This is a genomic window from Vibrio sp. 10N.247.311.51, assembly GCF_041467855.1.
In the GTDB taxonomy this organism is placed as follows: domain Bacteria; phylum Pseudomonadota; class Gammaproteobacteria; order Enterobacterales; family Vibrionaceae; genus Vibrio; species Vibrio coralliirubri.
On the sequence record NZ_JBFSVK010000011.1, the window covers coordinates 102,503 to 128,714 of the forward strand.

Below are 26,212 nucleotides of genomic sequence, written 5' to 3' on the forward strand. Positions count from 1 at the left end.
AATGTGTCTGCTTTAAAGCTAAGTTTTGAACAACTGTTAATGAAACAATCGACATCTCTCATTAATAGCGATCCAAAGAACTTTCAAACCACTTGGTCAGAAGCAAGCTTTGATGTACTCGATTGGTTTGGGATTGATCGTTTGACACTCTACCCTAATTCAATGGTCTTACTTGAAGAAGGCAAAACGTGTTCAGTTTCCAAAGCACACATTCCTCCTGTTGATATAAAAAGTTTGGTCGGCGGTAACTACCTTGATTACCTCAAGCTTCTAAAAACCAATGAAACCTACCTTGCTTTTACCAGCAACGAACTCGTTTCAAGCAAAAACTATGTGTTAAAGAAACTCTATAAAGAAGGGGGAAGATGGCACTGCATCATTCCTTTGCAGCTCTTTAACCAACGCTGGGGGGCGTTGTCTTTTACTAACTTTCACGACAACGATACTACCTTCGACCTCGAAGACATCCAGCGCTTAAAATTAGTCTGTGAACTTTGGCTCTGTTATTGGCAACACTCAACGTTAGCCAGAACACTAAAGCAAAATGAAAACTTGTTAGAAGATGACAGTGAGAAGTTATTGTTGCTCACCAAAAAACAAACCAAGGTTCTGGCTCTAATTGCTCAAGGATTTAGTGCAAAAGAGTGTGCTGATAAGCTTCACTTAAGCTCACGAACCATTGAGTCGCACAAATACCGCATGCTAGGTTTGCTGAATCTCAACAGCCACAATGACTTGATTCAGTTCGCCTTACGCAATGGTTTGGGGATTGCAGAGAACATACACACAACACGTTAGAACAAGTTGTTCGATGTCCTTCTTCTGTTTATATCTTAACGTTCGATGTTTCTTGAGTTCAGCTTTTCTTAAATTCAATCACGCACGCTACTCATTGCCTTCACTCAGAGCAAATTTGATCTCGTCTGAAGAGAACCCTTTTCGACTTAGCATCGCGTAAGCCTTAGAGCGTTCTTTATGATCGTTTAGATCATAAGATTTCTTCTGTAACTGTTCTAAACACGAAGAATAGAAATCTAGCTGCTCTTCATTAATCAATCGGTCGATGAGCGATGACAGTTCACTTGTGTCGATTTGTCGTTGTCTAAGTTCTTGCTGAATGGCAGTCAGTCCCTTGCCTTTACGAGCATACTTGAGTACCTCTTTTTCCAAGTCGGCTTTCTCGGCCTTAATTTGAATGTTACTTTTCAGTTGATGCGCTTGTGGGTGCTGGTCAATCGCTACCTTAACTTGTTGATAGCTAAAGCCACGCTTTTGCAGAGTCGCGACAAGCTTTTCACGGCTCATGGTAAAGCTTGTGTAGTAATGGTTGATTCGGTCTATCAAGATGGTTTGTTCATCGATAGACTTTTCGAAAGACACTTTATGGATTGCATCAGAAATCACTGAGTCGGTCAGACCCTTCTTCTTCAGTTTTTCGACAATGTATCGAGAACCGAATTCACCAGAAAAAGCTTGTTCCACGAATTGTTCTGCAAACACTTGGTCAGACTTGAGATATCCAAAGCCTTTCAAAGTATTCAACGTTTCATCGATCCATTCTTGATTGTCGGTTTTCACTTTGAGCTTCGCAATCAACTCGCTTTCCGTCATGTCTCTCTGAGTTAAATGCCACATCGCAGAGTTCATAACGCTTTCAATTCGCGTCGCTTTTCTTACCGTTGTATTTCTACTATTCGTTTTTTTCTGTGAATCATCCATTCGCTTTCAACTGTCCAAACTAAGCCTGCCCCATCATAACTCAATTCTAAGGCGGTTGAGTGACATAAAAGAATGAAGCTAAACATAAGCGGCAGCCAATAAAAATGGACGCTTGTTCAGCGTCCATTTGATATCACATTAAGAATGATGGCTCTAAGCCATGCTTAGCTTTTTCGTATTAGCTTTTTCGTATTAGCTTTTTTCGTAATAGCTCTATTCGAAATTGCTTTTCATACTAGCTCTTTCGCTTAGTTCTCTTCGTGATTGTAAATATGCACATCTCGTTGAGGGAATGGAATCGTGATGCCTTCTTCATCGAAGCGTTTCTTCACGGTTTCCGTTACATCCCAGTACACATCCCAGTAGTCATCAGTCTTAACCCAAGGTCGCACTACGAAATCAACTGAAGAGGTATTCAAGGTATGAAGCTTGATCATATGTTCTGGTTTTTTCAACACTAGAGGGTGCGCAAGAATGATGTCGTTCAATACCGCTTTCGCTTTATCGATATCATCTGAGTAACCAATACCGAAAACCATATCAACACGTCTCACACGTTCTGCCGTAATGTTGTTGATCACGTCACCCCAGATCTTGTTATTTGGGATCACCAAGCGTTGGTTATCGATGGTTTGAACAGTCGTCGATACTAAGCTCATGTCTTTTACCGTGCCTTGCACGCCCGCCACTTTAACCATGTCACCGACGTCATAAGGACGGTAGATCAAGATCATCAAACCCGATGCAAAATTAGATAGTGTGTCTTGCAATGCGAAACCAATGATGACACCCGCTACACCGAAACCAGTCAGAAGTGGTGCTAGCTCTATCCCTATTTGAGACAGTGCGATAAGCAAACCAATAAACACGACCGCTTTAGATGCGATGGATACAAAGAAGTCCTGCATCAATACGCTGAAGTCCATTTTAGAGTGCGAAACACTCTTACGAACGGTTTTGCGAGCCACGTTAGCAATAAGGCGAGTTACATACAAAATACCGAGAAACAGAGCAAGTTTAACGATAAAAGAAGGGGTATTTTCAAAAGCCCATGAACTGAACGAACGAAGCCAACCATCCAACAGCTCCAGTGCAACATCAACATCCAACACATCGGCGTTAATGTCACCTGTCGTCGCTAGCAAAACACGTTTGTACGAAGTCACATCCACGCCAAACGGTTCCATTAGCGTGATGGTTTCTTCTAAGCTCGCGACCATAACGCTAGTACGCTCGCTGAAACGCTCAAGCTCCTTTTTAATCGTCGCTTTCTCTTCTTCATTCACAAAAGACAAACGCGCTTCTAGATCTTGTCGCTGTGTGTCTGTGTAAAGAATGGCATTAGTCAGGTATTTAGAACGAGCAATTAACGCCGTTTTAAGTTCACCTTCAGGAACAGCAACATCAACACCACGCTCTTTCGACCAATTTAAGGTCTTAGCAAGCTGCTGATAATAGACATCCATCATTCCGATTCGTTTTTGAATACGCAACTCAAGGCGTTTTTTAGCGTCACCCTCAGCGGAACGGTTTTCTTTACTCATTGAAACGATTTTAGTTTCATTCAACGACAGCAATTTTTGTAGCAGTTCGACCTGCTGAGCAAGCGTGACATCCAGCCCCTCTTTTTTATCTGACGATAGCTGTGAAAAAATCTCTTCGCGTAGGCCCTGGTTCTTACGCCTTAAGATATCTTCAAGAAAGGGTTTTTCAGCATCATGCGCCGTTTCTAATGTTGCTAGATCGAGCATTAACTGATCTTGTACTTCTGCGATTTTATCAACGCTCTGCGCATAACTTCCAAATGCGACAAACGCCAACATTAACAATAGACAACGCCAAACCTTCATCATATTAATTCCTATTACTGTCTAAATTGACCCTATAAATAGTAGTAAAAAGAATATGGATAACAAGCATTTAAACGTATGTTATGTTAAAAATTCGCAAATTATCAGCCTGCTTCTAATATTTGAGAGTTCCAATCCCCTCTTATGACCTGTAGAGTACGCATCCAACAAAGAACAACAGCCAATATCTTCATTCGAACACATGCACTAAAGCGCCCTAAATACGATGTTGGCTCACAGCAAGAGAGCATAAAAATGAACAACGAACTTGATATTATTGAGTCTCTAGAAGAACTAGAGCAATTCCTAATTTCAGTGGAAGCTGGCGGTTTAGGCCTTGAAGGCGTTGAAGGTGTTGGCATGGCAACCAATAATTCAGATGGTCGTCACTTCGTTGCTGTATTCAACAGCAGCCACAAAGTTCTGCTTGCTCGCTGGATCACCAAAGAAGTGTTTGATAACGGTAAAGACTTGGTACGTAACGGCCCTCGCCGCACTCACTAAGCCTTTCCAATAGCACCAATGATTAAAGCCCAACACGTTCAACGACGATCTGTTGGGCTTTTTTGTATCGCCTCATGATGAATAAACAACTCGATACAGAATAAATTAGCGATAAATTTCAGTTGTTGTGAACTTTAGCTACAGCTCAATGTCGTATTCGCGTGAATTGGTGTTTATGCATCGTTTATCGTGTATCTGCGGTTTCCCGCGTTTATAGATAGTTTCACTTTAACCATTTTATGACTTGTGGCGCGAAGAGAACTTATCTAAGCTAGCCACAATTCAACGAGCTCGCTTTAACGACTAACAAATTTGATTACTGACTAATTTGCTGAACACATCGCTACTTTTCTTATCCACGCAGAACCGCCGACAAAAGCATTCGCTTTGGGCGCTCTTCCTTACCGGACTGGTTATCGTAACTTGTCTGGCGAGCACTCTGGCCGTAAAGAAAGTATCGTTATCTGCATCCGCTAATGGTCAATCAGTCCTAGTTGGCGCGCAAACTCATACTGAAACCAGTAATCCTCAAACCGACATCGCTTCTTCAGAAAAAATGGCCACTCTATACGCCAGTGTTTTCGGCTTAGAAGCGTCAAAAATGTTAACGTCCCCCAATTCAAGTTCATGCAGCCTGAGTTCGAAAATGCTGACCTTTGCCGCCCCGAAAACCGGTTGGCTGATCCCATTCGTACTTATTATTGCTGTTGCGTTTAACTTACCTCCTCACATCTCGAGATTATCTAGAGACAATCATCGCTCAACTCGACCGACAAAACACCGATTGCATCTAAAGCACTGTATATTTAGAGAGTAAATAACCGGGCTACTACACCCTTTTATTTATTTTTTGGAGATACATTTGTGTACAACACACTACTAACTAAGTTTGTCGATTCATTGGCATTCTCTATGCGTACATGCGCGAAAACCTTAGTCACTGCCCTTTTGGTTATGACGTCATTTACCGCCTTGGCACAGACAACGGGCTGGCTTAGTGTGCCTGAGCATCCGCCTGTGAAGATGCGAATGATGTCGACGGGTGAACAGTCGGATGACGGCTCTAAGATTCAAACCGTGCTCGATGTCGTGCTCGACGGCGACTGGAAAACCTATTGGCGCAGCCCAGGCGAAGGTGGCATTCCGCCAAGCTGGGACTGGTCTGGTTCAACAAACATTGAGTCAGTAGAGTGGCACTGGCCGATACCTAAGTACTACGAGCAGCTTGACGTCATGACGTTAGGCTACAAAAAGCATGTCAGCTTTCCTGTCACGTTAACCCTGAAAGACAACACGAAGCCTGCAATATTCAGGGCGTCGTTTACCTTTCCGTCGTGTACCAATATCTGTGTGTTAACCGATTACGATATCGAACTGCCGATTGACCCACAAACCTTAGCGCTCGATGAAGAAGCGATGTTCTTGTTCAACCAAGGGATGAGCCAATCTCCACGAGAAGCTAATCGCACTTCGGTCAATGGTCTATTTTGGGACAAGAGCAAGCAGCAACTGGTTACTCAGCTGACGAGTAAAGATGGCTGGGATAAGCCGATGGTGTTGATTGACGGGCAAGAAGTGATTGATGACTTCTTCTCTCAACCAAGCGTCCACATCACAGACAATACAATGACGGCCGTATTTGATGTGAGCAACTGGATAGGTGAAGTCGACTTAACGGATCGCACCGTTAGTGTCACCGTTTCAGACACTAATTTTGCCGAAGAGATGACGGCTCAAATTGGCTCAGAACCGATCGCTTACCAAACAAGCAACAACGGCTTTCTAGCAATGATTGGCTTTGCTTTAATTGGTGGTTTGATCCTCAACATCATGCCATGTGTGTTGCCAGTATTAGGAATGAAATTAAACAGCATCATTCAAAACCAAGGTGCATCTAATCGTCATATCCGACTCTCATTCTTAGCTTCTGCTTCAGGTGTCATTACATCATTTGCACTCCTAGCCCTTGGCATGACCGTTCTAAAAATGGGTGGCAATGCGATTGGTTGGGGAATCCAGTTCCAAAATGTTTGGTTCATCGGATTCATGCTGATCATTACTTTGCTGTTCTCGATTAATCTACTTGGGTTATTCGAATTCAGACTACCATCAGGTTTAAACACTTGGATGGCAACCAAAGGCGATGACTCACATTCAGGCCACTTTGTTCAAGGTATGTTTGCGACGCTGTTAGCAACGCCGTGTAGCGCACCATTCCTTGGCACTGCGGTTGCGTATGCACTTGGAGCAAGCTACCAAGAGTTATGGGCAATCTTCATCGCACTCGGTATCGGTATGAGTGCACCTTGGTTGATCTTTGCGCTATTCCCAAGCCTAACCAAATTGCTTCCAAAACCTGGGGCGTGGATGTTCAAAGTTAAGCTGGTGTTTGGCTTAATGATGTTCATTACCAGCCTATGGCTAACAAGCCTCCTGAGTCCATTCATTGGTAAATTCCCAACTATCCTGCTGTCGCTATTTATCGTGATTTCAGTACTGGTTTGGATTGGCATGAAACTGGGTCGCAAGGTACTGATTCCTATCATGGCAACCACTACCTTGATGTTTGGTGCAGCTCTTATTGTCGGCAGTGTTACTGCAGATAACTGGGCGACACCGATTGTTGATGACCTTGCTTGGCAAAAGCTGGATGCGAAGCAAATCCCTCAGTTAGTTGATGAAGGCAAAACGGTCTTTGTTGATGTGACTGCTGATTGGTGTATCACCTGTAAAGCCAACAAGATCGGCGTCATCCTTCAAGATCCTGTCTACAGCCACCTTCAGCAAGAAGACATTGTTTTGATGAAAGGGGATTGGACAACACCAAGTGAAAGTGTCACTCAATACTTACAAAGTAATGGGCGATTTGGTGTGCCATTTAATATCGTCTACGGTCCGAGCTATAAAAGCGGTATTCCAATGCCTGTCATTCTCAACAGTGACACTGTCGTTCAAGCCATCGATGCTGCGAGATAACTGATGAAGACTCCCAACAATGAAGAGAAATCTAGCACGACTGAAGACAACGCTGTAAAGGGTGAGGCCAAAAAGCCAAGCCGTCTTAAGAAGTGGGGAAAGGAACTGGTTTCAATGATATTGATCGTTGGCGTGGTTTCATTTGCCATGGACTTTTATCACAGCAGAAGTATGCCTCAGGGCGATGCGATTCCAATTGTGGGCCAATCGCTCCAAGGCGAAGATATTGATGTTATCGAGCTAAGTAAAAATGGTAAGCCAGTCATTGTCTATTTTTGGGCGACTTGGTGTGGTGCCTGCAAATTTGTAAGCCCAACCGTCAATAGCTTCAGCGATTCCCATCAGGTGGTTTCGGTCGCTCTATCGTCTGGTCCAGACGAACGTGTCCAGCGCTACTTGGATGCAAAAGAGTATGACTTCCCTGTTATCAATGATCTTTCTGGATCAATCAGCAGAAGTTGGGGCGTAAATGTCACTCCAAGCATCGTCATCATCAAAGACGGAAAGATCAGCAGTATCGCAACAGGCGTTACTTCTCCTATAGGGCTGTGGTTAAGAACCTACTTTGCCTAACTCGCTCACAAAGCAAAACAGAGCAAAACAGAGCAAAGCTAAGTGAATAAACCGACTCAGTCCGTTTAACAAACAATATAAATGTGAGCGCAACCTAATAAGCGCTCACGATTATCACGAATTAGAGAAAAGACAATATGAAAAAGCATCTGATAAGCGCACTGGTTTTAGGCTCACTAATGAGTACTAATGCCTTCGCAGAATTAAACAAAGAACAAACTCAACAACTTGAAGAAATTAATCAATTCCTGAAAGAAAACCCATCGACGATCTCTGGATTGCATACCAGTTTAGAGCAGTACGTAGCAGGTCAAGAGCAAGCGAAGAAAGCCCAAGCGGAAAGCCATGATTGGTTGTACGACAATGACGCTCACCCGATCCTTGGCAATCCAGATGGCAAATCGGTCATCGTTAATTTTACCGACTACAACTGTCCTTTCTGTAAGCGCTTAAAAAAAGGGTTAACTCAACTCACCTCTGAAAATAGCGACATTAAAGTAATCAATGTCTACCTATCATTTAAGCAGCAACAGGTTTCGGGTCTAAACACCAACGCAGCGCTATACGCGATGAAAGTATGGAAAGATAATCCAGAAGCGTTCCCTGAAGTAGACCGACTATTAATGGCGAAAAGCGGTAGCCACACAAAATCGTCACTGCAAGCTGTAGCCAAGAAGACGGGAACAGAAGCGCAACTAGACACCACCACAGAACAAAGCAACACACTAATGACCAACCACCAAACCTTTAGCGCATTGGGTTTAACTGGCACACCAACATTAATGATGAACGGGCAGATCTTACCGGGATACGTGCCTTACGACCGATTAAAAGAGATCGTCGATGACGCTTTTTAATCGAGTGTAGTTAGAGATAAAATTCGAAAGAGAAGTGAATAAAAAGCCGACTCGCGTAACTCGCAGTCGGCTTTTTTATGAGCTTAAGATAATGTTTTCAATATTATTTTTGAAACAGAAAAACAGTCGAAGTGTCACTATCTTGCAATGGATTCTTAATCTAGCCTCGCTACTCTAAAAGCAGTTCTCTCGATGAGTCCAAGACGTGCTTACTCTAGACAACTGTCCTTTGACCGAGCCTAGCTCGGTCTTTTTTTTACGTGTTTTAGAGCGCGACACAGTGCATTAACACGGAAACGTCCAACCGACTAAGCCTAACTTAGCAAGCGACAAACAAGCGCACCCGGCTCCCTTAACGCATCCACGTTGTAGCTAAGGACATGTCCAGCCGACGGCGCGTGATAACGGCGACACTCATTACCAAAAGCGTCATATTGAATAGCCAATAAATCATCTTGTTCTACGCTCTGCAGAAGCTCAACCTGCGGCAATACAAAACCACCAATATCAGCGCGGATAGAAACCACATCATTACCCTCTATCCAATCCATGCTCGGCAGTTGCATTTTCTCGGGATGATTTATTTCAACCTCGAACATTTCATAGTAAGACAGCATGTTAAAAACACCGTCTACCGCTCGTTGAATCATGTCAGGCTGAGTAAATTTCCCCATCCCAACTTCCACCGTGATGCTCGGAATTCCACTTCGATTCCAAACTGTTTCTAAAATACCTGGGTCGCCAGGGTCATTCAGAACACAATCGGGCTGCATCAGCCTCGCCATCTCCAAACATTGCTCAATTCGGTAGTCAGCAAACACATAAAGTGGGTAGACTGCGCCACGAGTTTGAGTGTGGAGATCAACGGCGAAGGTGGCATTATGCTTAAGCAAACGCTCCCACAAAGACGCAACAAAGCGTTCCGCAGCTAAGCCATTAGCATCACCCGGAAAGAGCCGATTAAGATTGGCAGGACAAGAGCCCGGATCCGAAGAGATGAAATCACGGCTATGGTTCAGCAAACCAGACAAATTCACAGTAGGCACAATCGTTACCGTACCTTTGAGCGTTTTACCGACTAACTCCCTGATAATTTGCTGTGCAGCCAACACTCCGTTTAGCTCATCACCGTGAATACCGGCGGTGATCATCAACTTAGGACCTTCTTGACTACCTTTGAAAACAGAAACCGGCATGTTTTTGGGTTGCCCTAACCCATCACTGGTGACTTGAAACCAAAACTGGTGCTCTCCAACGGGTAGGTCTTCAACATTCAAGGAGCCAATAACCTGCCTACCTTGTAAAACATCGCCTAAGTACTCTGTTTTCATCCAACGTCTCCATCTTGTTGAGCAGAATCTATTCTCTTCTAAGTTTTTGCATCATAGAGGATATTCTAACCAGTACAAGCAGTTAATCAGATTAACAAGCCCTCATGCGCTCCCAAAATTCATCACCATCGACATCAGTGATTCCAAGGTAAAACTTGTCAATGTGACCGTTGAAATACACGCAACTTGTATATCTATTCACAGAATACTCAGTCGCATGAAATAAAAGTGCAATAAAATCAACACTTAAAAAAGTTCCCCATTCACGAAAATGTAATTTTATGGAAATGAAAGCTTAATTTATCTGCTCTAAATTAGCTTCATATCGAAACGGAGAGCACATTGCTCACGGATTTTAAAATACAAGGTAAGTGATTATGAAAAAGGCAGTTCTAGCTTCTGCAGTGGTAGCGGCACTAGTTTCAGGTTCATCTCTAGCAGCAACAGTTTACAGCTCTGATGGTACAGAACTTAAAATTGGCGGTCGTGCGGAGGCTCGTTTCAACATATCTGACGAAAACGAAAGCACATCTAACAGCTCTTTCGAAGACAAGTCTCGTGCTCGTGTGAATATTTCAGGTAAGTCTGAACTTTCTGACGGTCTATATGGATTCGGTAAGTATGAAGCAGAGTTTACTAGCGCATCAACAACTGAGGTCGAAGACGTAAATGGCGAAATTGCAGAAATTGAAAGTGACTCTCTTAGCAATCGCTACTACTACGCAGGTTTAGGAACCAAATTCGGTGAGTTCTCTTACGGTAAACAAGATTCTGCGCAAGTAATGCTAACTGATATTACAGATACAATGGCAACATTCGGTGCAGATGCAGCAGATATCGTCTCTGGGAACAAAGATAAGCGTGAGAACAACTTCCTTTACTCTGGCCAATTTGACGCGCTATCTATTCAAGCTAACTACATCGCTGCAAACGAAAAAGATGCAGACAGCTTCGGCCTTGCTGCTATGTATAACCTAGGCGCTTTTGACCTTGGTGCGGGTTATGTTTCTCAAAAGAATGGTAACTTCGATGATGACCAAATCAACTTTGTAGCTCAATTCTCTATGGATGCGTTTACGGTTGGTGGTTTATACACCATGGCTTCAAAGGAAGATGACGATTACACAGGTTACGAGCTATCTGCTAAGTTCAAAGCAAACAATCAGCTTTCTCTAGTAGGTGTTTACAACTTCCAAGAGAATGACGATACAAGTACTGAAAAAGCAAATAACTTTGCTATTGAAGCGGTGTACAAGTTTAACGGCCACATTCGCACATATGCTGGTTACAAGTTTGAACAGCTAGACAATAAAGATGACCAACTACAAGCGGGCATCCGTTACGACTTCTAATCTAAATCGACTTTAGATACAGACTAAAAGGTTGGGCAATGGCTCAACCTTTTTTCATATTCAAATATTCTGATTAACTTCATCAATGCTTTTTCTGGTTAAGTGGTGCTAAATCCGTATCATAGGTGGACCACATCAAATAATTAGAAGCATCATGTCACAACACCATCCGATCCAAGGCGCTAGCTGGATGCTAACCGCAGGCCTAGCCTTTGCCGTTATTAACAGCCTAACTCAAATTGCTAGCATTCATTTCGGACTTACTTCTACCACCGTTGCCGTTATTCAATACGCCATCGCGTTGTTCGCTATTCTTCCTTATCTGAAAACGCTGGGCATTCGTCGCGCGCTAAAAACCAACAACCTCAAATTGCACGTATTCCGTGTCTTCTTGTCTGTTATTGGTATTCAACTTTGGATATGGGCACTGGCTTACCCAGTACCAATTTGGCAAGGCATTGCCCTTCTCATGACGTCGCCATTGTTTGCAACCATAGGTTCAGGGCTTTTCTTAAAAGAGAAAGTTGGGGCTGCTCGCTGGGGCGCAACCTTAGCCGGCTTCGTTGGTGCGATGGTGATTCTAGAGCTGTGGGCTGAAGATTTTAACTGGGCAACGTTATTACCAGTCGGTGCCGCTTTCTTCTGGGCATGCTACTCACTCATGGTGAAAAAGCTCTCTTCGCAAGACAGTCCTTCAACCATGGTGGTGTACCTGCTGCTATTAATCACACCATTTAACATCCTGCTTGCCGCGCCAGATTGGCAGACGCCAAGCGGCGGTACAATTTGGGCTATATTGATTGTTATCGGTGTTATGACGGCACTCGCTCAATGGGCGATTGTGAAAGCCTACTCAGTCGCTGATGCTTCGTTTGTGCAACCTTTTGACCACGCCAAATTACCGCTAAATGTTTTAGCAGGTTGGATTGTGTTTAGTTGGGTTCCACCGGGTCGTTTATGGCTAGGGGCTGCTATTATTATTGCGTCAGTTGCATTTATAACGCACTGGGAAACCAAAAAACCTTCAAAAGTGAAGAAAGTTTAAGGTTGGTGAAATAAATAGTTCGACTATCCGTTCTATATGGATAAGAGAATTCAAACGAGGCCGTAACCATGAAGAAACCAGTCAAGATTACACTATACCGTTGGGCAGGCAGCTGGGGTCCATTTAAAGTTAATATCCCATGTGGGGAATGTACCCTTACCAAAGACATTCTGAAGGATACTTTTGAGAATGAGTTGGCCGATGTCGATGTCGAACTGGAAGTGAAAGATTGGTTGTCTCACTGGTGGGAGCCGCTAAAACTAGGCTCTTGGCATGCTCCAATTCTTGTTGTAGAAGGCAAGGTTGTCAGCCAAGGTGAAGCGCTTAATCGCGGTGTGTTAGTCCAATCCGTGATCAAAGAGTGGACCAAACGAGACAGCCTAAAAGGCAACATCGTTTATGGTAAGGCGACCTGCCCATTCTGTGTTAAAGCAAAGAAAATGTTGGATGAAGCGGGTGTTGAATACCAATACCACGATGTCGTAAAAGATAGCGCCGCTTTATACCGTATGATTCCAGAGGTAAAAGCACACATTGGTGAGAAAACACCGGTCACCGTCCCACAGATCTGGCTTGATGGTAAATACATCGGTGGTGCCGATAACTTAGAAGCGTGGATGAAAGAGAATGGCTTAGATAGCATCCCTAATAATGTGGTCGACTTATCCAATCAATCTGCTGGCTGAGTTCATTAAAAGCCATTAGTCAGAAGCTTAATTAGTATTTTTTGTGTCCATCCACAACAAAACAAAGCGATAACTTTCACCAATCGCTAAAACGAAAAAGGCCTTAAACTTCATCGAGTTTAAGGCCTTTTAAAATTCCGTTTTTGAAAATGCTTATTTAGCCATTTTCTTCATCATTCGCTTAAAGAACGATGGTTTCTTTGGCTTTGAAGTGCCGTACAATGCTTCGTGCATCATGTTTTTTGCTGCCATTTGACCAAGGTATGCGTGGCCTAGTTCGTAATTCATGCTTATCTCCGCACATAATCAACTTTCTTTAGCGCGGATTTTACACTTAAAACGCCCAAAAACAAGATCTAAATCACACTTTAATGCAATGTTAAGTGTTCATTTGCAATTGGCCTAATTTTGTCTCTGTGCTAATCAGCATTGTATTTGTATATCAATGAGTTAACCTAAATTCTGGTTTGAGCTTGATGCTCCATTCCTAATAACAATCCAAAACATTGGTTTAGACACTGATAAAAAAAGCAGCTCAAGAGAGCTGCTTTCTAAAATACTTTACTGAGAAACCTAGCTGCGCTTCGGCTGTCTGTAAGTTTTACCGGCAATTTGGTATGTGTCTTTTTGCTTCAATTCAAACATCGTTTCAAAGAACCAAGCTGCAAATTTGATTAAGTCATCGCCTTCATTCATGACATGTTCGATGTACTCTTGCTCTTCGCCTTGTTCATTTTCTTGAAGCGTCACGTGGTAAATACGCTTTTCGCCTTCCACTTCAGCAAGTGCAAATTGACCAGTCAGTGATGCAGCAGCCTCAGCGACTTCTGTATCCTCATTGGATTTCAATAGCTCAAGCGCTTGAGGCAGGCCATCTAGTGCGCAGATAGCTTTTACCAGTACTTCAAATTCATTTTGCTGCATTTTGTTTTTACCTATTCAATGGACCGAAGCATTGTAGAAAACCATCAGCACAAATACAACGTATTAACGATGGTGCGTTAAACGATAGTGAATTTAGTGTTTAGCTATATTCCACTTCAACAGTATCGCCTTTGTTGTTCATTTTGGTTGAAGACCAAAGCACTCCGCCCATGGCTGCCCCAATAATGAGGTAGAACACGCCTAACTGTAGATGAGTCGTGACCCAACTTTCGACTAGATACCCACCCAATAAACCCGCTAAACACATCTGAATTGAGCCAGACAATGCCGATACTGCGCCCGCTTGTTTCTTATGAGGTTCTAACAACATGCTGATTGATAGTGGGAACGAGATGCCTTGTGCTATCGCCAACCAAGTAAACGCCCAAACTAAGTTAAAGATGGATAACTCATGAGTTAGAAGCCAAGTTCCCGACGCCAAGATAATCAAAATAGCTAGGCTCATCAATTGGGGCGTACTAAACCTACGATTGAGTAAGTTTAAAGCGACGCTACCTATCAGTAAGCCCGCCGAAGGAACAATCATCAATGAACCATACTCAGCGGCGGTCAGACCCAATTGCTCTTGCATTAAGAATGGAAACAACGACAGCGATACCAAACTCGCCATGTAGCTCATCCAGTTGTAACTGGCACTGGTCAACACTTGCCGATTGGTCAACAAGCGCCCGTAGTTCTTCACTACTTGGCACGCATCAAAGCGGCTCTTTCCGTATGGCAAAGTTTCATGTAGAACAAAGTAACCCAGCGTAAATATCGCTAATAGGTACAGTAAAACGAACAGGAACACCGCCTGCCAACCGAGGTGAAATGAAATCCAACCACCGAATACCGGCGCAATGATCGGCATAATCGAAGCAGTGATCGAGATATAAGACAGCGCTTTGGTAAGCTGAGAACCATCATAGCTATCGCGAAGCACGCTTCGCCCAAGAACCGAGGCACTACCCGCCCCTAAACCTTGCAGCAAGCGACCAACTTCTAGCGCCGTCATATTGTCAGAAAACACAACACAAACGACAGTACCAATCAAATAAACACCCTGACCTAACAAGAAGATAGGTCTTCTTCCCACCGCATCAAACATTGGTCCGTAAAATAGCTGAGACAAGCCAAAACCCACCAGAAACAGCGTGACGAGCAGCTGTACATCTACTTGAGTAGCACTTAAGTCAGAAGCAATTAACGGCAATGCTGGCAAGTAGATGCTCACACCCACCTGCCCCGTAGCAATAATCATCATTGCTAAGAGTAACGGCGTTTTTTTAAAGGTCGATTGGCTCAAAAAATTCCCTATTCGTTTGATATTTGTTCATTAGATGAGTTTACATTCAAAACCAATAATTGATAATTAGCTAAATTGGAATTTTATTAAGTCCCAACAGGAAATAATATGGATTGGATTCTTAACGTAAAAAGCTATGTCAGAGTAGTGGAAGAAGGCAGCTTCAATGGTGCAGCTCGAAAACTGAACACCACCAGCTCGGCGATCAGCAAAAGAGTGAACTGGTTAGAAGAGCGTATTGGCACTCAACTATTAAAGCGCACCACACGCTCAATTAGTCAAACCGAAGCCGGCGCGCTCTTTTACCTGCGAGCCAAGGATCAGCTCGACAATTGGCAGTCCATTATTGATGAGACTCGCTCGGTTAACCAAACCCCAGCAGGCCTGTTAAAGATAGGTGCAACGATTGCGGTTGGCTCTAAGTTTCTCGTGCAATATATGGACGACTTCTTAGAAAAGTATCCGGACATTAAGGTGCAGCTGATCACGACCACGCCAGGACAATTACCAGAGTTGGGCTTGGATCTAGTGATCAGCCGTGAACTGGAACAGCTCAACTCTTTAAGCTTCAAGAAAACACCGCTGTTTGAACACAAAGCCAGCTTCTATGCAGCGCCAAGCTATTTAGCTAAACATGGTTACCCCGCCAACGAGCAGGACTTAGAACAACACAACTCTTTAATTTGGGGAGAGCGCCCTACCCGAGAAGTCACACTCACCAAAGGGCAGCGCATCACTCTCAATGGTAACTTTGCTACCACCAATCCAGAGGCTTTGTTTCATGCTGCGAAGCGAGGAATGGGCGTACTGTTAACCATCAAAGCGATGATCAAAGAGGATCTAAAACAAGGGACATTAGTTCCAGTATTGCCAAATATTACTGCCGACGAAGTGATGGTTTACGCGTACTACCCTAAGCTTGATTACTCGCATACGCGAACCAAGCTCTTTTTGGACCATCTGAAAGATAGACTAGACAAAGAGCGTAGTACGCAAGCTCTGTGAAATAAGTCACATTTTAATTTGAAAAGTTATACAACACGGCCAATAATAAACTTGACGCATATAGATTATACAAGTTCGCACATATACAAGATAATACGTATACAGCTTACACAGTGAATCTGGTTAACTAGGGATGGTGACTATGACTCAACATACGCACAACAGCATGATAGACACAGAGCGCATTGGCCGTTTGCTGAAATTGGAAGGTATCGACCTTTTAGAATCAGCTGTGCTTACTTTACATCAGACCTTTGATACTCAATACACTAGCATCATTGAGAAGAAGCACTTCCCTGACCAAACCGTTCCTTTGGTGATCGCCCATTCTGACCATGTATTGCATGACAAAATCAATGCGCGCCATGGTCACATCTACCAACAAGCCGTCAATCAAAGACACCCAGATTGCTCGTTTGCTCAGTACGTCGTCCAGTCATTGCCGACATCGGCATTTAGGCAGGAAATCACCTCACAAAACTCCATCGCGATCCCGACTCGAACTCAAAGTGGCGAAGTGATGGGCGTGCTGTTTTCAACGTTCACCTCGCCTCTTAGCCCTGATCAGCAACAAGACGTGATAAAGCACCATCAATTGTTCGCCGACATTATCATCCACACCTTACGTGAAATGTGGTTTAACGATCGTTCCGAGCAACTGGTGAATCAACTCAGTTATGAGGTGTCACACGACAGCCTAACCGGGTTACTCAACCGAAGCTGTTTATCAGATACCTTAGAGTCGATTACTCAACAGAGCGTCACTCCGTTTACATTGGCTTTACTCGATATCAATAGCTTCAAAGCCATCAATGACATGCACGGCAATTATATTGGCGATAAAGTGCTTCAATTTGTCGCAGAAACTTTGCGTCGAACCTTACCCGAAAGCAACCTGACTTTCCGGACTGCAGGCAACGAGTTCGCCTTCATTACCTACCATTCCGATCCAATATCCGTTTGCGAACAAATATTGGCTAAGATTAAACAAGGTTACAGCAGTGTCGATATAAAGATCGATGTCAATCTCAGCATTGGTATTGCGCGCTCAGACGGAGACATCAAAGACATTGAGCAGATCATCTTCAACACCAGTTTAGCGCTTAAAGAGTGCAAACATAGCCAAGATACTCACATTCAATGTTATGACACCCATCTAAGGGTGCGCTACCAAAGAAAGGCTGAGTTAGTTGCCGCTTTACGAAATGAGCTTGAAAACCCAATTTCAAATAATTATGTACCTAGTGGCAATGGTATGTACGTGGTTGTGCAGCCAATTGTCAGTCAAGGTGACACACAGTGGGAATACTTCGAGGTACTGACTCGCTGGAAAACCGCCAGACACGGTGACATATCGCCTGTGGAGTTCATTCAAGTGGCTGAAGAGTCTGGGCTGATTGTCGAGCTAGGTGAGCGTATTATTGAGTTAGTGTGCCGCGCTAAAACCACCTTAGAACAAGGCTTAGGTTACAAGGTTAAGCTTGGAATAAACTGTTCTGCTCATGAGCTTACCGACTCGAAACGCTATATATCCTACCTCACTCGAACCATTGAAGAACATCACTTTAAAGCTGAAGAGTTTGTTATTGAGTTAACCGAAACGGTGTTGTTATCTCCAACCCAAGAGACCAAATCGGCACTTAACTTTTTGAGAGGGCAAGGCTTCACCATTGCGCTCGACGATTTCGGTACTGGATACTCCAGTTTGAACTACATTCACAGCTACCCCATCGACTGCATTAAAATTGATGCCACCTTTATCCGTAACTTGCTGACTAGCTCAACATCTGAGAGCGTCGTTTGGTTGATTGTTCAGCTTGCTCATAGGCTCGATGTGTCATTGGTTGCGGAAGGCGTAGAGAAGCGTGAGCAATTGGAAAAACTGCACGCAATGGGATGTGACAAGATACAAGGTTACCTCTACTCACCACCGATGCGACCAGAAGCTATCGTCAGCCATATCACACATTCGGAGCCCTTGGCTTAGACCGCTATCCTTGTTTAACCTAGGATCAAAAAACCGCGAGAACATGACTCTACTCGGAGTGATGCTGTCGCGGTTTTAGTTGGCTGTTTGGTGAGTAACAGCCTTATTCAGGGTTATCTCTAAACGATCTGGCTAGCTGTTATTAGCTTGGGCTAACGCGACCTTTAGCAACTTATCAGCTTCATCTCTTGCTGCTACAAACGTCGCTTTTTCCTTTTTAGGCACAGAATCTGCCATCGGGATATTTGCTGTCATTGCATTCACAGGACGACCACGTTCAATCAGCTCGTAGTGCAAGTGTGCGCCGGTCACTCGGCCAGTTTTTCCAGACAAACCAATACGCTGACCACGAGATACCGTTTGTCCTTTACGAACCAGGATCTTACTCAAATGTAGGTAACGTGTTTTGTACGTGCTGCCGTGCTGAATGACCACGTAGTTACCCGCGTATGGGTGCTTACGCGTCATAATCACTTTGCCGTCACCCGTTGCTTGAACCGGCGTACCAACTGGCGCCGCGAAATCTGTACCGTTGTGCGGTGATACTCGGCCTGTCACGGGGTGTAAGCGCTTAGGGTTAAACTGAGAACTTTGGCGCCAGCTACTGCTCACAGGGTAACGTTGGAAAGCACGTTGTAAGCTATCGCCATTAGCATCGTAATATTGTCCATCAGTGTGTAAGTACGCTGACACAACGCGGTTACGATTCATGATTTTAATCGCTTCAATTTCACGTTTGCCAGTTGCAACACCATCAACATATTGTGCTTTTTGAAGCACTTCAAACTGATCGCCAGCGCGTAGGTCTCGGCTAAAGTTCAGCTTGTCCTTAAGAAGAGTCACAATATGGTCAATCTCAAGACTGCTCAGGCCAACCTTGTTCGCCGACATAGAGAAGCTGCCTTGAATATCACCCACTAAAGGTTTTTGCTTCCATTCACCAGGAATAGAGATGTCTTCGAATTCGTAGCTGCCGTCATCCAGCAGTCGGTAAACCACTTTGTCTGCGACGCTAAATTGAAGTTCCATTTTAGAAAGGTCGCCGGTCGCTTCATCACGCCAAAAGCGTAATGTATTACCCGGACGAAGCGTATCTAAAGCAAGGAAGTTCAAATCGGTTTCCATCACGCTCATCATCGATTTATAAGAAAATCCAAGTTGCGTGAAGATGCTACTCAAGTTATCGCCAGATTGAATTTGATACTCAAATGTCGGCGGCTCAATAACGGTAACAGAAGATGGTGACAGAATAGACTCAATAACGGTTGAGTCTGGTAGATCAAGCTCGATCGTTTTTGTCAGATTTGATTGCGAAGATTGCAGAGCAACTCCAATCGCTGCAATAAGTGGCAGTCCTAAAATAGCTACTTTTTTTACAGGTGAAAGCTCGGCAAACGGAGAGGAAAATATTTTTGAATACACGGTAAACAGGTCTTTCTACGATATAAAGGCATAGGATATGCTTTTCAAACGCATAAATCATCAATGCATTGTCATAATATGATGTGAATCTGCCCAACTTAGCCTAAGTCATTGAGTTGCCGTAGATGAAGAGCCTCTAGATGAGAAATAAAATTAACCGCTAAATTTAAAAATAAAAAAGCAGAAACGGCTAGTTTCTGCTTTCTATTGGTTGACGTTATTCCGTTTCGAATAATTAATAAACGAAGCGAATTAGTCGCTGGTTTAAAAAAAGACTATGCGTTAACCGTCGATACTAGACAGTTGTCTTCACCAAACTCATTTGGGATATAACGGTCAGCGTTCGCATCGTTCACCCATTGTTGGTCATCAACTAGGTAGCGGAATTGAAACTCACCATCTTTAGGTAGGCGAGTTTTAAACTTGTAAACCTTCCCTTTGGCCAGTTTTTTCATTGGGGTGGCTTTCCAATCAAGAAAGTCAGCAACGATGGATACAGAGTTCGCTTCCTGAGCTTCTAGCTCGAAGGTCACTTCAACTTCATCTTTCGTCTTAAAAAAACGTTTATTAATCATTCGCAAGCTCCATTTGTAAAAATAAGCGGACACAAAGCTAAGTGTGTCTAAATTTCATTCATCTAACTAAGATAATATGTAATTTGGCTCACATAAACAACAGATCCTTACATTCACGAAAACGTTATTGCTTACCAATTGATTGCGTATCAAAAGAAAAACTCATTAACACCTTTTCAGAAGGGGGTTCTGCAAATGATTGTTCCGCAGAATGCTGAGTAAAGCCGATAAAACCTTCCCCAGTGAGTTTATTCTGTGATTGCGAATCTGGCTGCTGAGCGACCTCCAATGTCTGAATTTGTATACGATCACCCAGTAAAAGTTGGTCGACTAACACCACGCGGCTTCGTTGCTGGTCATGTTTAAACAGGCCAAGATAATAGAAAACACCGCTGCCTTGGTTAGATATCCACATCGGCGCGACAAAGAAACTCGCCTTGCCCAGCGTGACAGCTGAAAGATTATTGGTGTCTACCGCTACCACACCGCGCTCAACACCTGAGTCATAACGTCCAAACGCGATGGCTCTAGGCTCATCAACTTCATTGATAAACGCGTAGGCGTTAGTTTCAGGAACTTTAATTGTCCATGGGTTGGTCGTCTTCAAATCAAAAACGGCTTCTACGACTGGCTCATAACTCACTTGAGAAGAAGGAAACTTCGCCAAGATCTCTTCATCACTTAAGCTAAAGCGATAAATACCCGCTACTATCACCACAACCAGCATGACAATTGGAATCAGTAGAATCAGGGGAATAGGTAAGATTTTCTTTTTCATGGGCATTTATATTCTTTTGTTTTCATCCAGTTGTGCAGACCATAAAGGGCTTTAGTATAATTATCAATACAGGGTTAACCAGAAGTGGAGCATGGATGGATATCAATCATATTAAAGATAGAAATATCAGAAGTTGCGAATGCCGCTGTGGAGCAGTCAACCTAGTATGCCGAGGCGAACCTCAACGTACCTCTGTCTGCCATTGCTATGAGTGTCAGAAACGCACCGGAAGTGTGTTCGGCGTTCAGGCACGGTTCCCAATAGAACAAGTCACACTCAGCGGGGAAGTGACCTCTTTCTCACGCATCAGCGATACGGGTAATGAAGTCACCTATCAGTTTTGCCCCAAGTGTGGCACCACCATGCTTTTGCAGTCGGTTGCCGCCGCCGATTTTTATATCGTCCCGCTCGGATTATTTAAAGAGCAAGACTTCCCACTGCCGAGCTTTTCGGTTTATGAAGAACGCAAACACGGTTGGGTTAAGTTCGACCACCAAATGAGCCATTACAGCTAGTTTGTCATTGAGCGTTATCTTTACCTCGTTATTGACCGTTATCTTTATATCGCAACAGTATTAAAACAAACTGCAATACTGTTGCCTAAGATCAAATATCAACGCTCCACAGCGCTAGCGTATCTTTTGTCTAGCGTTATAATCTTGCTCCTCTATTTAACCCAGGGTGAACCACATGATTTCTAAGCTACCTCGCTGGGTTGAATACGGCGCCCTTTTGTTAGCTGGTCTTGCTGGCAGTGTTAATGCTATCGGCTTACTTGGCTTCCAACATCAAGCTATCTCCCATATCTCCGGCACCATGTCTTTGCTAGGCAGTAGCCTGCTTACACCGACCTCGGCTTCTGTTCACCTCCTATTGGTGATCATGAGCTTCATGTTAGGTGCGGCGTTCAGCGGGTTCTTTATTGAAAACCAAGCATTGAAGTTAGGACGCCGTTACGGTGTTGCGCTATGTATTGAGGGGGGATTGCTGTTTTTGGCGCTGTGGACACTGTTGCAAGGCTATACTTCAGGTCAGTATTTCGCTTCAGCCGCGTGTGGTTTGCAGAACGCGATGATCACCACTTACAGCGGGGCGATCATTAGAACAACACACATGAGTGGGATCATTACCGATCTGGGGATCATGATTGGTGCTCGCTTAAAGGGGATGCCTTTTGACCGCCGTAAAGCCAAACTACTGATGTTCATTGTGGTTGGCTTCCTGTTTGGCGGCTTAAGTGGCGCTTGTCTGTTCCAACGCTTCGAAATCTTGGCATTGGCTTTCCCAGCTTCTTTCGCCTTCATTATTGCGTTTAGCTACTGGTTATACTTGACCTATCGAACTGAAACCCCAGTCAATTTATAAATATCTGGCAATATAACCTCAAACTACGTAACATCCGCAACACTTTATTCTAAACTCTTAATACGTTGCAGAATAACCAGCATGAATATTTAGCGATATTTGATGAATAGTATTGCAAGCGATATTAATACTGGGTAATCTTGCACCCAATGAGAAAATACGGACGTTTAGTGAATAAAAATGCCAAGGATGTGGCTTTTTTACGTGTAGAAATTCGAGAACAATAACATGTCTAACAACACGAATACTGCTCAAACAGAGAAATCTAAAGGCAGTTTCTGGGTTTTCTTAATCCCATCATTGATTGGTTTATTCCTTTTCATGGCACCCATCAGCTATCAAGGCGATCTAACCATCCCTGTAGCTATCTTAGCCAAATCAATTCAAGCGGTTTTCGGTGAATATCTAGTCCCTATCATCACTGCGATCGTTGCCTTCATGTCTGTAGCTTCAGTTTTAAGCACCATTTTTAAGCCTACATTCATTACATCAAATTCATTTTTAAACGGCCTTTTCAACCCATCTCCATTGTGGTTGCTGGTTCGTTTAATTGGTGGTGCTGCAGCCGTTATGGCTTTCTTCCAAGTTGGCCCTGAGGTTATTTGGGAAGAAAACACCGGTGGTCTGGTTCTAGAAGGTCTGCTTCCGACACTGTTCTCAGTATTCATCTTTGCAGGTTTGCTACTGCCGCTTCTACTTAACTTTGGCCTACTAGAGCTGTTTGGCACGCTACTAAGTAAAATCATGCGCCCAATCTTCAACCTACCAGGTCGTAGTGCGATTGACTGTATGGCTTCTTGGTTAGGTGACGGCAGCGTTGGTATCCTGCTTACAAGCAAACAGTACGAGAAGAAATTCTACACTCAGCGTGAAGCTGCGGTTGTTGGTACGACTTTCTCAGCAGTATCTATCACATTCAGTCTTGTGGTTATTGCTCAGGTAGAACTAGAGCACCTATTCCTACCTTTCTACGCAGCAATCTGTTTAGCGGGTATTGTGGCAGCGGTAATCATCCCTCGCCTTCCACCACTAAGCATGAAAAAAGATACTTTCATTGATGGCAGCAAGCCTCACAAAGACGCTGACGCGATCCCAGCAGGTCACTCAACATTCTCTTGGGGCCTTGAGTTAGCAGTAAGCAAAGCATCGCAAGTAAAGTCGGCTAAATCAGTATTTGCTGAAGGCATCCGTAACGCAGTCGATATGGTATTTGGCGTACTGCCTGTTGTTATGGGCCTTGGTACGATGGCGCTGGTTATTGCGGAATACACTTCTGTATTCTCATTCCTAGGTCAGCCTTTCATTCCATTCCTAGAGCTACTTGGTGTTCCTGAAGCGGTTGCAGCATCTGAAACGATTGTTGTTGGTTTTGCGGACATGTTTATCCCAGCAATCCTTGCGGCTTCTATCGACAACGAGATGACTCGCTTTGTTATTGCAGCAATGTCGGTAACTCAGCTGATCTACATGTCTGAAGTGGGCGCTCTACTTCTAGGCAGTAAGATTCCAGTGAACATCTTAGAACTGTTTATTATCTTTATTCTGCGTACGTTAATTACGCTTCCAGTTATCGCTGGTGTAGCGCATCTAATATTCTAAATTAGATACTACTTATATAATTCAATAAAGATTCAGTTTATAAAGCCTCACTTTTGTGGGGCTTTTTATTTGCGAAAATATATACACAGTATTATTTAGAGTTCAATCAATTTATAAGTTCTGCAAATTATTCGATTTCATATCGTTTATTCACCCCGCCTCTTGCTAATAGAAAACTGAACGCATAACTATCAAATTAATACATTCTTAATCCCTCCTTAAACTCCGTCTAACCCCATTCCCCAACTCATTGAACCAAATACTAAAAGTAGCAAATATGTAATTTAGTGAATTTTGTATTGTTTAGGTTGTTGTATTTTTGTAGTCTATTTTGTGAAATTACATTCAAGTAAAATTCAATCTAGTCGATATATATAATTACAAAAACACGATTAACTTTAGTCTTCGCAAAGCCTGTGAGAAGGGGAAAACTCAATGAAATTTAGCCATAAGGTGGTTGCTGCATCATCAGCCTTGCTGCTAGTGACAGTATCATTGCTTTCAATACAACAACTGTACACTGTAAGAAGTGCAGTAGAAAACCACGTCAATGCGAGCCTGAAAGAGATGGTCTCGGGCGTGAAAAATACCGTCGTATCGGAGATGAACGCCAAGAAAGCGTTGGCTCAATCGACGACTGAAGTCATCGAGATCAACCCTGAAGATCGCGCTTACGTTAAAGAAATCCTAGAAAAGCCAAAGCTTAAAAACAGCTTCCTAGCGGTTGGTTTTGGTTATGAAGCAAACGGTTTCGTTATTGAAAATGATGATGGTTGGGATGCAGGTCCAGATTACGACCCGCGAATTCGTCCTTGGTACATTGATGCTAAATCCAAAAACAGTTTAGTTGTTACCGCGCCTTATGTGGATGCATCAAGTAAGAAAGTCATCATCTCTGTGGGGACGCCAGTTAAAGACAATGGACGCTTCACTGCAGGTATGTTCTACGACCTAGAATTGACGAACCTTGCTACCTTGGTCAACCAAGTGAACTTGTTTGATGCGGGTTACCTGTTCCTAGTCACTGCCGACGGCACCACGATTGCTCACCCAAATGCGGAAAACAACGGTGAAACGCTTTCAAGCTACATGCCACAAGCGACTATTCGTGAAGGCTCTCAAGAAATTGAAGTCGACGGCAAAATGTTCCTAGTTAACTTCACCCACATCCCAAGTGAAGATTGGTACATTGGTGCCATCCTGGATGAAGAGATCGCGTTCCAAACCGTTGAAGAGTTGAAGAACAGCTCAATGATCTACTCATTGATTGCGGTGATTCTCAGCATCATTGCTCTAACAGTTCTGATTCGCGTGTTAATGCGACCACTGGATGCACTTAACCAAGCCATTCAAGACGTAGCAAGCGGACAAGGTGACTTAACTAAGCGCCTAGATACCAACACAGACAAAGAGTTCTCTGACCTAGCGAAAGGCTTCAATACCTTTACCGAAAATCTGCAAAATCAGATCATTCAATCGAAAGCGATTGGTGTTGAGATTAAACGCGGTACTGAAATCACAGTGAAAGGTGCGGGCGAGTCAGCGAAAGCAATGAATACCCAGCTGCAAGAGCTTGAACAGTTAGCAACTGCAATGAACGAGATGGCGGTTACTGCAACTGAAGTTGCAAACAATGCTCAAGGTGCAGCAGCAGCAGCTCGTGAAGCAGACGAAGCAACGCTAGACGGCACATCTGTCGTAAGTGACACCACTCAAGCGATTGATAACCTTTCAGCTCGTATCGACCAAGCGGTTGCCGAAGTACAAGTACTTGAATCAGCAACGGCCAACATCGAAACGATTCTAAAAGTAATCAACGATATTGCAGACCAAACCAACCTACTGGCATTGAATGCGGCTATTGAAGCGGCGCGTGCTGGTGAGTCAGGCCGTGGTTTCGCAGTCGTTGCCGATGAAGTTCGCACTCTGGCACAACGTACTCAAGAATCGACCACTGAAATCCGCAACATGATCGAGCAGCTCCAAGCGGGTGCAAGCTCAGTATCGAACGCGATGAACCAAAGTAAAGACACAGCCACTGACGCCGTTGAACGCGCTCAGCAAGCGAACTCTTCACTTGACCGTATCCGTGACGCGATTCAACGTATCTCAGATATGAACATCCAGATTGCTTCAGCGGCAGAAGAGCAGAGCTTGGTAGCGGAAGAGATCAATAACAACACTGTTAAGATCAAAGACCTTTCAACACAAGTATCCAACGCAGCCCAAGAAGCGAACACAGCGATGCAGGTTCAAACGGACAATGTTCGCCAACAAGACGAGCTATTGAACAAGTTTACGGTTTAACCGCCTTACCGTTGAACTAACACTCTTGTTTAGTAACTAATAAACAGCTTC

Annotated in this window: 24 protein-coding genes; 15 read left to right on the top strand and 9 right to left on the bottom strand. The window is 43.7% G+C overall.

The window, feature by feature from the left end:
- The first annotated feature begins 3 nt into the window (after nt 1-3).
- Entirely contained in the window at nt 4-798 is a 795-nt protein-coding gene (locus tag AB6E85_RS12280; protein ID WP_050712398.1) for a response regulator transcription factor, read from the top strand.
- A gap of 87 nt (nt 799-885) precedes the next feature.
- On the opposite strand, the gene AB6E85_RS12285 is transcribed toward AB6E85_RS12280, so the two are convergent.
- Together AB6E85_RS12285 and AB6E85_RS12290 are read right to left on the bottom strand one after the other, a co-directional pair.
- Nucleotides 886-1,719 carry a RecX family transcriptional regulator gene (locus AB6E85_RS12285; RefSeq protein ID WP_372142839.1) on the bottom strand — a complete coding sequence of 278 codons (834 nt, stop codon included), beginning with the start codon at nt 1,717-1,719 and terminating at the stop codon, nt 886-888.
- Between the two features lie 248 nt (nt 1,720-1,967).
- Nucleotides 1,968-3,572, bottom strand: a complete 1,605-nt coding sequence (locus tag AB6E85_RS12290) for a mechanosensitive ion channel family protein (RefSeq protein ID WP_372142841.1) — start codon at nt 3,570-3,572, stop codon at nt 1,968-1,970.
- 252 nt (nt 3,573-3,824) lie between these two features.
- Between AB6E85_RS12290 and AB6E85_RS12295 the strand changes: the two genes are divergently transcribed.
- The 5 genes from AB6E85_RS12295 to AB6E85_RS12315 all read left to right on the top strand — a co-directional run bounded on the left by AB6E85_RS12295 (nt 3,825) and on the right by AB6E85_RS12315 (nt 8,479).
- The gene (locus AB6E85_RS12295) at nt 3,825-4,073 is read left to right on the top strand and encodes a hypothetical protein (RefSeq protein WP_017062732.1); all 249 of its coding nucleotides are present in this window, start codon (nt 3,825-3,827) and stop codon (nt 4,071-4,073) included.
- A gap of 328 nt (nt 4,074-4,401) precedes the next feature.
- The gene (locus tag AB6E85_RS12300; protein WP_157373157.1) at nt 4,402-4,890 is read left to right on the top strand and encodes a hypothetical protein; all 489 of its coding nucleotides are present in this window, start codon (nt 4,402-4,404) and stop codon (nt 4,888-4,890) included.
- A 95-nt stretch (nt 4,891-4,985) separates the two neighbouring features.
- On the top strand, nt 4,986-7,049 hold the full coding sequence (locus AB6E85_RS12305; protein ID WP_372142885.1) for a protein-disulfide reductase DsbD family protein: 2,064 nt from the start codon (nt 4,986-4,988) through the stop codon (nt 7,047-7,049).
- A 3-nt stretch (nt 7,050-7,052) separates the two neighbouring features.
- On the top strand, nt 7,053-7,622 hold the full coding sequence (locus AB6E85_RS12310; protein ID WP_048610736.1) for a protein disulfide oxidoreductase: 570 nt from the start codon (nt 7,053-7,055) through the stop codon (nt 7,620-7,622).
- Nucleotides 7,623-7,759: 137 nt separating this feature from the next.
- Nucleotides 7,760-8,479, top strand: coding sequence for a DsbA family protein (locus AB6E85_RS12315; protein WP_372142842.1), 720 nt, complete (start codon nt 7,760-7,762; stop codon nt 8,477-8,479).
- Nucleotides 8,480-8,793: 314 nt separating this feature from the next.
- Here AB6E85_RS12315 and AB6E85_RS12320 read toward each other — a convergent pair whose 3' ends face one another.
- A complete protein-coding gene (locus tag AB6E85_RS12320; RefSeq protein ID WP_372142844.1) occupies nt 8,794-9,810 on the bottom strand; it encodes a succinylglutamate desuccinylase/aspartoacylase family protein in 1,017 nt (338 codons plus the stop codon).
- Between the two features lie 377 nt (nt 9,811-10,187).
- Between AB6E85_RS12320 and AB6E85_RS12325 the strand changes: the two genes are divergently transcribed.
- From AB6E85_RS12325 to AB6E85_RS12335, 3 genes are all read left to right on the top strand, one after another.
- Complete coding sequence (locus AB6E85_RS12325) at nt 10,188-11,162, top strand: porin (protein ID WP_372142846.1); 975 nt, start codon at nt 10,188-10,190, stop codon at nt 11,160-11,162.
- Between the two features lie 154 nt (nt 11,163-11,316).
- Nucleotides 11,317-12,207, top strand: a complete 891-nt coding sequence (locus AB6E85_RS12330) for a DMT family transporter (protein WP_372142848.1) — start codon at nt 11,317-11,319, stop codon at nt 12,205-12,207.
- A 68-nt stretch (nt 12,208-12,275) separates the two neighbouring features.
- Entirely contained in the window at nt 12,276-12,893 is a 618-nt protein-coding gene (locus AB6E85_RS12335; RefSeq protein ID WP_050620585.1) for a glutaredoxin domain-containing protein, read from the top strand.
- 153 nt (nt 12,894-13,046) lie between these two features.
- Here the strand turns inward: AB6E85_RS12335 and AB6E85_RS12340 are convergent, their stop codons facing one another.
- The 3 genes from AB6E85_RS12340 to AB6E85_RS12350 all read right to left on the bottom strand — a co-directional run bounded on the left by AB6E85_RS12340 (nt 13,047) and on the right by AB6E85_RS12350 (nt 15,123).
- Entirely contained in the window at nt 13,047-13,181 is a 135-nt protein-coding gene (locus tag AB6E85_RS12340; RefSeq protein ID WP_010431176.1) for a hypothetical protein, read from the bottom strand.
- Nucleotides 13,182-13,466: 285 nt separating this feature from the next.
- Nucleotides 13,467-13,817 (bottom strand): hypothetical protein, encoded by a 351-nt coding sequence (locus tag AB6E85_RS12345; RefSeq protein ID WP_017057980.1) that lies wholly within the window; start codon nt 13,815-13,817, stop codon nt 13,467-13,469.
- A 100-nt stretch (nt 13,818-13,917) separates the two neighbouring features.
- Complete coding sequence (locus tag AB6E85_RS12350; RefSeq protein ID WP_372142850.1) at nt 13,918-15,123, bottom strand: multidrug effflux MFS transporter; 1,206 nt, start codon at nt 15,121-15,123, stop codon at nt 13,918-13,920.
- 108 nt (nt 15,124-15,231) lie between these two features.
- Between AB6E85_RS12350 and AB6E85_RS12355 the strand changes: the two genes are divergently transcribed.
- Nucleotides 15,232-16,128, top strand: a complete 897-nt coding sequence (locus AB6E85_RS12355; protein ID WP_017062741.1) for a LysR family transcriptional regulator — start codon at nt 15,232-15,234, stop codon at nt 16,126-16,128.
- A 142-nt stretch (nt 16,129-16,270) separates the two neighbouring features.
- The gene (locus AB6E85_RS12360) at nt 16,271-18,115 is read left to right on the top strand and encodes a bifunctional diguanylate cyclase/phosphodiesterase (protein ID WP_248402047.1); all 1,845 of its coding nucleotides are present in this window, start codon (nt 16,271-16,273) and stop codon (nt 18,113-18,115) included.
- 132 nt (nt 18,116-18,247) lie between these two features.
- Here the strand turns inward: AB6E85_RS12360 and AB6E85_RS12365 are convergent, their stop codons facing one another.
- The 3 genes from AB6E85_RS12365 to AB6E85_RS12375 form a co-directional block, all read right to left on the bottom strand.
- Complete coding sequence (locus tag AB6E85_RS12365; protein WP_372142852.1) at nt 18,248-19,537, bottom strand: peptidoglycan DD-metalloendopeptidase family protein; 1,290 nt, start codon at nt 19,535-19,537, stop codon at nt 18,248-18,250.
- A 275-nt stretch (nt 19,538-19,812) separates the two neighbouring features.
- The gene (locus tag AB6E85_RS12370; RefSeq protein ID WP_009845720.1) at nt 19,813-20,112 is read right to left on the bottom strand and encodes an isoamylase early set domain-containing protein; all 300 of its coding nucleotides are present in this window, start codon (nt 20,110-20,112) and stop codon (nt 19,813-19,815) included.
- A 124-nt stretch (nt 20,113-20,236) separates the two neighbouring features.
- Nucleotides 20,237-20,890 (bottom strand): hypothetical protein, encoded by a 654-nt coding sequence (locus AB6E85_RS12375; RefSeq protein ID WP_372142854.1) that lies wholly within the window; start codon nt 20,888-20,890, stop codon nt 20,237-20,239.
- A gap of 32 nt (nt 20,891-20,922) precedes the next feature.
- Between AB6E85_RS12375 and AB6E85_RS12380 the strand changes: the two genes are divergently transcribed.
- The 4 genes from AB6E85_RS12380 (at nt 20,923) to AB6E85_RS12395 (ending at nt 26,161) form a co-directional block, all read left to right on the top strand.
- The gene (locus tag AB6E85_RS12380) at nt 20,923-21,405 is read left to right on the top strand and encodes a GFA family protein (RefSeq protein ID WP_248365719.1); all 483 of its coding nucleotides are present in this window, start codon (nt 20,923-20,925) and stop codon (nt 21,403-21,405) included.
- A gap of 175 nt (nt 21,406-21,580) precedes the next feature.
- Nucleotides 21,581-22,255 carry a YoaK family protein gene (locus AB6E85_RS12385; protein ID WP_048610715.1) on the top strand — a complete coding sequence of 225 codons (675 nt, stop codon included), beginning with the start codon at nt 21,581-21,583 and terminating at the stop codon, nt 22,253-22,255.
- Between the two features lie 228 nt (nt 22,256-22,483).
- Nucleotides 22,484-23,854: a YjiH family protein gene (locus AB6E85_RS12390; RefSeq protein ID WP_048609722.1), complete on the top strand. Its 1,371-nt coding sequence runs from the start codon at nt 22,484-22,486 to the stop codon at nt 23,852-23,854.
- Nucleotides 23,855-24,289: 435 nt separating this feature from the next.
- Nucleotides 24,290-26,161 carry a methyl-accepting chemotaxis protein gene (locus AB6E85_RS12395; protein ID WP_372142856.1) on the top strand — a complete coding sequence of 624 codons (1,872 nt, stop codon included), beginning with the start codon at nt 24,290-24,292 and terminating at the stop codon, nt 26,159-26,161.
- The last annotated feature ends 51 nt before the right edge of the window (nt 26,162-26,212 follow it).